13 protein-coding genes are annotated in these 7,007 nt (G+C 64.9%); 11 read left to right on the forward strand and 2 right to left on the reverse strand.

All coding sequences use genetic code 11. The annotated features are described in order from the left end of the window. Positions 1–189 precede the first annotated feature (189 nt). Together AX724_RS07930 and AX724_RS24410 are read right to left on the reverse strand one after the other, a co-directional pair. Positions 190–756: a type II toxin-antitoxin system VapC family toxin gene (locus tag AX724_RS07930; RefSeq protein ID WP_066765141.1), complete on the reverse strand. Its 567-nt coding sequence runs from the start codon at positions 754–756 to the stop codon at positions 190–192. Position 757: 1 nt separating this feature from the next. Further along, positions 758–1,105 carry a hypothetical protein gene (locus tag AX724_RS24410; protein ID WP_231736570.1) on the reverse strand — a complete coding sequence of 116 codons (348 nt, stop codon included), beginning with the start codon at positions 1,103–1,105 and terminating at the stop codon, positions 758–760. A 168-nt stretch (positions 1,106–1,273) separates the two neighbouring features. Between AX724_RS24410 and AX724_RS07940 the strand changes: the two genes are divergently transcribed. From AX724_RS07940 to AX724_RS07990, 11 genes are all read left to right on the forward strand, one after another. Next, positions 1,274–1,792 carry a hypothetical protein gene (locus AX724_RS07940; RefSeq protein ID WP_066765143.1) on the forward strand — a complete coding sequence of 173 codons (519 nt, stop codon included), beginning with the start codon at positions 1,274–1,276 and terminating at the stop codon, positions 1,790–1,792. Further along, positions 1,789–2,259 carry a DUF6878 family protein gene (locus tag AX724_RS07945; RefSeq protein WP_066765145.1) on the forward strand — a complete coding sequence of 157 codons (471 nt, stop codon included), beginning with the start codon at positions 1,789–1,791 and terminating at the stop codon, positions 2,257–2,259. Before AX724_RS07940 ends, AX724_RS07945 begins: the two co-directional genes overlap by 4 nt. A gap of 2 nt (positions 2,260–2,261) precedes the next feature. Further along, complete coding sequence (locus AX724_RS07950; RefSeq protein ID WP_066765148.1) at positions 2,262–2,663, forward strand: DUF6915 family protein; 402 nt, start codon at positions 2,262–2,264, stop codon at positions 2,661–2,663. 4 nt (positions 2,664–2,667) lie between these two features. Beyond that, positions 2,668–2,979 (forward strand): DUF7673 family protein, encoded by a 312-nt coding sequence (locus AX724_RS07955; protein WP_066765152.1) that lies wholly within the window; start codon positions 2,668–2,670, stop codon positions 2,977–2,979. Positions 2,980–3,020: 41 nt separating this feature from the next. Beyond that, entirely contained in the window at positions 3,021–3,218 is a 198-nt protein-coding gene (locus tag AX724_RS07960; RefSeq protein WP_066765154.1) for a hypothetical protein, read from the forward strand. A gap of 192 nt (positions 3,219–3,410) precedes the next feature. After that, positions 3,411–4,106, forward strand: a complete 696-nt coding sequence (locus AX724_RS07965; protein ID WP_066765156.1) for a hypothetical protein — start codon at positions 3,411–3,413, stop codon at positions 4,104–4,106. Between the two features lie 60 nt (positions 4,107–4,166). Continuing rightward, positions 4,167–5,105 (forward strand): hypothetical protein, encoded by a 939-nt coding sequence (locus tag AX724_RS07970; RefSeq protein WP_066765157.1) that lies wholly within the window; start codon positions 4,167–4,169, stop codon positions 5,103–5,105. 87 nt (positions 5,106–5,192) lie between these two features. Further along, positions 5,193–5,453: an antitoxin gene (locus AX724_RS07975; RefSeq protein ID WP_066765158.1), complete on the forward strand. Its 261-nt coding sequence runs from the start codon at positions 5,193–5,195 to the stop codon at positions 5,451–5,453. 11 nt (positions 5,454–5,464) lie between these two features. Further along, complete coding sequence (locus AX724_RS07980) at positions 5,465–5,863, forward strand: type II toxin-antitoxin system VapC family toxin (protein ID WP_197421507.1); 399 nt, start codon at positions 5,465–5,467, stop codon at positions 5,861–5,863. 136 nt (positions 5,864–5,999) lie between these two features. Then, positions 6,000–6,239, forward strand: a complete 240-nt coding sequence (locus AX724_RS07985) for a hypothetical protein (RefSeq protein WP_066765161.1) — start codon at positions 6,000–6,002, stop codon at positions 6,237–6,239. 57 nt (positions 6,240–6,296) lie between these two features. Beyond that, on the forward strand, positions 6,297–6,863 hold the full coding sequence (locus AX724_RS07990) for a hypothetical protein (protein ID WP_066765165.1): 567 nt from the start codon (positions 6,297–6,299) through the stop codon (positions 6,861–6,863). The last annotated feature ends 144 nt before the right edge of the window (positions 6,864–7,007 follow it).

Consider the following 7,007-nt stretch of genomic DNA (forward strand, 5'->3'; position numbering starts at 1 on the left):
CCGGCGCCGACGAGACCGCCGGCCCCGCCACCCAGGGCACCGAGGCCGGCCTCGGCCAGTCCTCCGCCGAACACGCCTTCGCAAGCTAACGCTGCGCGACTCTCGTGAATCACCCAGGCCCTCGCTCTAACGAGCGGGGGCTATTTTTTTTGCTTCACCGCCCCAGCCCAGGCCCTGCCTCTCCGACCCTCAGCCAGCCCTATAGAGCAGAACGCGACCGGTCGGCACAAGCTGCAGCAGGTAGTCGAAGTCAGCGACGTTCGCGGTCAGCACCGTGAAACCGAGTTTCTGCGCCTGAAGGAAAAGTACGCAGTCGTGCAGCGCCTTGAGCCGTGCGTCCCGTGCGTAACCCTGTATGCGCGACAGAACGCCGCCGAGAAGAGCTGCGCGCCCGAGCACTTCGGCGTCGGGCGTGAAGACGCGGTGATCCGGCATGGCCTCGATTTGCGCCCTGATCACCTTCACCACGCCAGCCGTGCGGGGATCACCCGGATCGAGCACGCCGATAGTATGCATCAGCTCTTGAATAGCCACGGTCGAATGGTTGACTTGCCGTCCATCGACAAGCTGCTCAACCAGTGTCGGGGCGCGACCCTGCATCTGATCGATATAGACACATGTGTCGAGCAGCAGCGCTTGTCCGCCCAGTGCATCCTGCTCCGCGAACGGGAGAATGTCGTCTGGCCGCCGCGCCAAGGTACGGCGCGGGTCGAAACGCGCCCAGCGCATCGCTGCTGTAACATCGAAGCCCGACATATTAGAAGCCGAGCTTCAGATCCGGATCCACCTTGCCGCGCGCAGCTTTGAATTTCTCGGCGAACTTGTCCTCAAGAGCGATGTTGGCGAGGGCGAACTCGATCAGATCAGTGTCCGTCTCGATGCCCGTTCGAGCCTTCGCCTTTTCGACGAGAGCAGGGCTAACCCGGCCGCCGATCCGGCCGCTCTTCTCGTGTAGCAGCCCCGACCGCTGCGCGGCGGCCATCACGGCTTCCACTTGGGTACCATGAACCGTCAGGAGATGGCCGGTCCCGACACTGCGCTTGCCCGACCAGCCGCCTTGGTGTTTCCCGCCGTCAGTACGGCGCGCTCCGCTGTTCTTAGCCATTGTCTCGTGTCCAACAAAATCCGATTTCGTTCAACATAGCGTACTTGGTCCCAGTCTTCAAGTTTGCTCACCAGTTTTCCTGTCCGCTTCAATCCCCGCCCGACCGGCCTGCGGCCGTAGAGAGGAGGGGGGAGCGTGGCTCCTGTCCAATCGCGACGGGAGACAATCATGTCCGACATCATCGACCTCGGCGGTGCCCCAGCCAACGAGGACTGCGCCCAGCTTGGGCACACGCCCGATTTCGAGCGGCTGAACCGGCTCGAAGTCGCCGCCTACCGCGCCGCCATCATTGGCCGTTTCGGCCCGCCGCCCGACGGCTGCACGCTCGTGTCGGTCACCAACCGGCACGACTTCGGCGTCTATTATTCGCTTGGCCTCAAGGTCGATGCGGCTGCCTATCGGCGCAATCCCGCGGTTGCCGCCTATACCGAGGGCGCGCAGGATGGCCTCGAAAGCTGGGTCGAGGCCGGGTTTGCGCCGCCAGTTCGCTATGAGGACGGCGCTGCGCCGACCATCGATCGGGACCGCATCGATGACATCGTCACCGGCGCGCTTCTCGCGACGCGGCCCAAAGCCGACGGACGGTTCGCCATCCCGGACTTCGAAATCCTTCACCGTAATCTCGCCGCCGCCTACCCGACCAGCGCCGAGGCCGCGAAGGTCCTGATCCAGGAGATCGACGCATGACCCAGCAACCCGCTTCCATCCAGCCGGCTACCGAGGCCGCGATCGTCGCGGAGATCGAGACCGGTCTCACCGCGGTCCAGGCCGTCGCGGCGCGCTGCAAGGCGGCCTTCCTTCCATTGCTGCGCGAACACGGCATCGCGCGCGTCGAAATCCACTATGACGGTGGCGGCGACGAAGGCAGCGTGGGTGATGTCTTCGCCTATCGCGAAGATGCCAGCGCACAGCTTCCGACCATCCTGTGCGACCATTTCGCGCTCGAATTTAATGGCTCTGTCACGACGCGGACGATCGGCCTCGAAGATGCTCTGGCCGCGTTCGCCGAGAATGCGGTCTGCGCTCATCATTGCGGTTGGGAGAACGGCGAAGGGGCCCACGGCATCATCGGCGTCGATGTCGCTTCCGGCTCGGTGACACTGACGCACAACACCCGCTTCATCGACTATGACACCAGCGAGACGGTGCTCTAGCGATGTCGCATTGCCATTATCATGCGCTGAGTTCGGTCCGCCGGTGGGGCGGTAATACCGAGGACTATCTGCCGCTTCACCAGTGGTTCGACGAGTCCAAGAAGATCATCGCCGATCCGCGCCACCGCGCCTTGAGGCATCATGCCGAGGGCATTTTTCTCCTCGAGACGATCTTCGGCGTTACGATCCGCAACAGCGACGGCCGGGACATTCCGGTCCGGCTCATCGGGGAGCAGCATGTCGCAGAGGATCTTGGGCGGATACCGTCCTTTGCCGACTGGGCGCGGCTCATCCAGCCGATGCCGTGGATCCTGCGCGGCAACCCTGCGGGCTCGCCGGGTCTCGATCCCGAGCTTGGCGCTCCAGTTCCCGGTTCACGTGACCCTGTCCCTGCTATAGCCTGATCCCATGGACCAGGGACCCTTCAGCGAAGCCGCCGCGCGCAATGCCCTCGACCGGCTGATCGAGATCGCTCGGTCCGACACCGGGCAGGCGCGCCGGGTCGCGAACTTCCTGCTTGCATGGTGGAATGGAGAGGATTGCGGTCATTTCCCTATCGCCGATCTGTTCGGCGTCGATGCCACGATCGCAACCCATATGACAACCATCATCGGGTTTCTCGGCCAGCATGAAGGCGCGATCTATCCCGATGCCTTCGGCCGCAAGGCCGAGATGATCGAGTTGGTTCGCCGCTGGCGCGACTTCGCAGAGGACGGCTGAACGCTCGCCTCGACGCGCCTTCCGCGCTATGATCGAGTCCCATGACCGAGCTCGATCCCCACACGCTGCGCGTCGCCGCTTCGCTCGTTCGATCACGGATCAAGACGCTCAAGCTCGACGGCCGTATGGACGGTCTGCAGCGGTTGGGCGCGCAGCGCACGGTCACCCAGCTCGCCGTGGACCTCGAAGTATCCGCCGACCATGTCGGGCCTCCCCGCTGCCGCAAGCGCACGGCCTAGACTTGCCGGTTGGGCGGTAACGCCGCTCGCACCTTCCGACCATCGATGACCAGGGCCGCGGATATCCTCCCCGCGTCTCCTGCGGCCCGCGCTCCGCGCACGAAAAGGGGAGCGGGGGAGGGGAAGGGGCCGCGCCTGTCTCCGAGACCGGGGACGCGCCTTGCGCCGCATCCCTTTCCTTCAGGAGCCAGCATGGCCAACCACTTCACCAAGGCGAGCTTCACGCTCGCCGTCACGCCCGCCGAGGCCGAGGTCCTGCGCCTGATCGAGGATGCCATCGAGGCCCTCGACGATGCTCCGCTCGAAACGGATGCACGCGCCGCGCGCTTCTCCGCGCTGGGCCCGGCTTTCGCGACCTGCTTCCCGCCGGCCGATGCCGACCCGTTCTTGGGCTTTCTCGAAATCTTCTCCGATCCCGACTATCCCCGCCTTGGTTTCACCCTGCAGGTCGATCCTCCCGGCACCGGCGATACGACCGGCGTGTGGATTCACGGCGAGCAGGTCGACATCGAGGCCGCCGCGGCGCTGATCCAGGCCACGGCACGTTCCGCGCTTCCCTTCGGCTTCGAATATGCCCTCGATTGCGATCGCATGCGTCCGGGTGAGTTCGGCGGCGGCTTCGTCGTGATCCGCGAGGACGACATCGAATTCGGCGGCTCGGGCCGAGGCCTCGAAAAGGCCCTGACCCGCCGTCCCGGCGAGGCCGAGCACGGCCTAGTCATCGCCACGCGGGATGCCGAGGAGGGCCTGCTCTTCTGGAACAGCGAAGCGGGCTTTGGTTCGCTCGAAACCGCGACCGTCTTCTCCGAGGCCGAGGCCTCGAACACCGACCTGCCGATCGCAAACGACCAGCCGGAATGGCTGGCCCTGCCGGCGCCGCTCGCCTGATCGCACCGGACCGCCGCCATCAAGCGCGACGCACAGACCCCCAAGCCGGAGTATCTCGCCATGCCGACCTGTGACGTCGTCTTCACGGCGCCCATCCCCGACTGGATCCTCGCCAAAGCCGAGGCCGAGGATGCGCGCCGCGCGCGCAGCTGGCTTCTTTCCCAAAGCTGGTACGAGCGCCGGCGCATGGACTGGGCCGCCAAGCGGACTATCGTGCCGGAAAGCAGCCAGTCTCCGGTCCAGCACGAAGCTGTTCTCGCGCTCGATTGTGAGGACAGCGCCAGCCCTGCCTCGGGAGCGCTCACCCTCCGCCTCTGCGTCACCGTCCGTCAGGGCGAGGATCCAGTCGAGAAGGCACGCCGCGTGCTCGACCTTCCTCGTACCGGCAGAACCAAGCGCCGGGTCTTCAACCGAGACAGCATATGGGATCGGGGCTCGTTTAGCGCCGTCAGGGGAAACAGCGTCATCGGTCCCATGCCGCCGGACTGGCCGGAAGGCCGCATGCTCACCGACTATTCGAGCCATCTCGGCAGCTATGGACAAGGGGGCGTCGGCCTCTCGGGCTGGCAGTGCAATCGCGGCTCGTGGATCGTTCTGCCGCTCACCGGGTCTGACGGGTGGATCTGGCTGACCCGTGAGGAGATCACCCCGGCCGAGGATTTCCGGTCGCTCCGGGCTGCCATCGACCAGCGCATCCTTGGCGTGCATCCCGACCAGATTGCGGATTTCACGCCGTGGGAGCATCGCTATGCCGGCCATGAGCGCATAGCCGACATGCCCGACTTCGGCGACGAGAAGGCGACCATAGAGCGCTTTAAGACTACCGAGGCCGGGTTCGTTCTGGAGGCCGCCAACGGCCTCACCCGCTGGCGCTTTGCCATGGGCGACGATCTGCCCCGTCCCATCTGGGCCGGCTCCCGCGAGCCGCGCCTGCTCGCCGAGGGCGAATCCGTCGCCGAGGCCTTCCTGCTGGCCCATGACTGCTATCTCGAGGTGTGAGACGCCAGGGCCGAGGTCCCTGTTGCTGTCCGTCATTGAAATGGCCGACCGCAATGTATATGTCTATGTATATGCAAGGAGGACCGCATGGCACGATCCGAACCGATAGCCTCGCGGGAAGCCAAACTGTTTCGCAACAACAAGAGCCAGGCCGTGCGTATCCCGGCCGACTTCGAGCTTCCCGGAACGAGCGTCATGATCCACCGCGACGGCGAGCGGCTCATTCTCGAACCGATCCGTCGGCGGAATATCCTCGAAGTCCTTGCGAGCCTCGACCCGCTCGGACCCGATGACGAGTTCCCGGACGTCGACAATACGCTGCTGCCGGCCAAGGCCATAGACCTTTGAGCACCCTCTACATGCTCGACACGAACATCGTGTCCGAGCTTGCACGCAATCCGCACGGTCCCATCGCGAAGCGGATCGCCGAGGTCGGCCCTGACGGCATCTGCGTCAGCATTATCGTGGCCGCCGAACTCCGCTACGGGTGCGCCAAGAAGGGATCGCCGCGTCTCCTGGCCCAGATCGAAGCGATCCTCGACAGCATCCAGGTTCTCGCCCTCGATATTCCGGCCGACACCGAATATGGCGGAATTCGCGCCGAGCTCGAGGCCGCGGGCAAACCGATCGGCCCGAACGACCTGTTCATCGCAGCCCATGCCTATGCCCTGGACGCGGTGCTTGTGACCGCCAACGACGGCGAATTCTCGCGCATCCGCGCCCTTAAAATCGAGAACTGGCTCGACGAGCCCAACTGACGGCCTGTCCCTCGACCATTACAGCCATGCCAACCTGCAGCAGACGATAATCGCCGGACTGCGCCGCAAGCCTGGCGAGGCCGCCATGCCACCGCGCGCGGCCAACTTACCTGTCGCTCGCGCTATGGAGGGTCCCATGATCGTATTTTCCGGTCTGCGGTGGAAGATCCTGGCCGCCACCGCCCCGTCCTGCTGCGACCTAGCGGAGGTCTGCCGCGAAGCCGTTGACCATTGCAACATCTTGAGGGTCGGCATCGACGTGACCTTCCGCGACGACATCATCGAAGCAAGGCCCGGCAGTGATCCCGCCCAGCTCGCCGACGTCTTCGACCGCCGCGCGGCCGAGCGGGCCAAGCCGGTGGTTCGACGCCGCTGATCCACGCACGGCGGTTGCCGCCCCGCTCGATAAACTCCAAACTCATGAGGACCGACCATGACGACCATCGTCCTGAGCAACGGCCATCTGCGCACCGAGACCATCGAAGCCGCGATCGACGCGCTGATCGAGATGCTGAACGATCATCCGCTCAACCGCCTGTTCGAAAAATATGGCGACTTCGTCGAACGCGACGCCCGCAATCTGCGCGGCGAATGGCTCGAAGGGGTGGAGAACGCCGTCAGCTTCTTCGGCAACTTCTTCGACCGCTCCCATGTCTTCAGCATCGTCTCGAACCATCCGCATCACGTCGAGCGCCTCTGCGCCGCGATCGCGGCAAACCGCCAGCGTCCCGACTATTTGCGCCAGCCGCCGCCCTACGATCCCGACAAGCTGGTTATCGAGTGCAAGCGCTTCAGCACCACACAGGGCGAGGTGCTGCTCACCTATGACGGTCAGCGGGTCGAGCAATATGGTGACACGATCCGGCTAAACGGTCGCGGCAACTATGAAGGGCATGACGATCATTATTGGCACAACATCGCCAAGCGTGATCTCGCCCGCCGCCATGTCGAAGCCTTCGACCGCAGCATGACCGCGCGCGAAGCTCTTCCGCCCACTTAGCGACCGTCCGCCAGCCGGTGACGTCGCCTTTAGCGACCTGTCCGCCCGCAGGCGGTCAGCGCCATCCAGCGCCCAACGAGTTTCGTCCCGAGGCCGCTTTGGCGGCGCTCGGATGGGCGCTTGCGCGCCTGCTCGGCCGAACGG

This window comes from Sphingobium sp. CCH11-B1, from assembly GCF_001556865.1.
GTDB lineage: Bacteria > Pseudomonadota > Alphaproteobacteria > Sphingomonadales > Sphingomonadaceae > Sphingobium.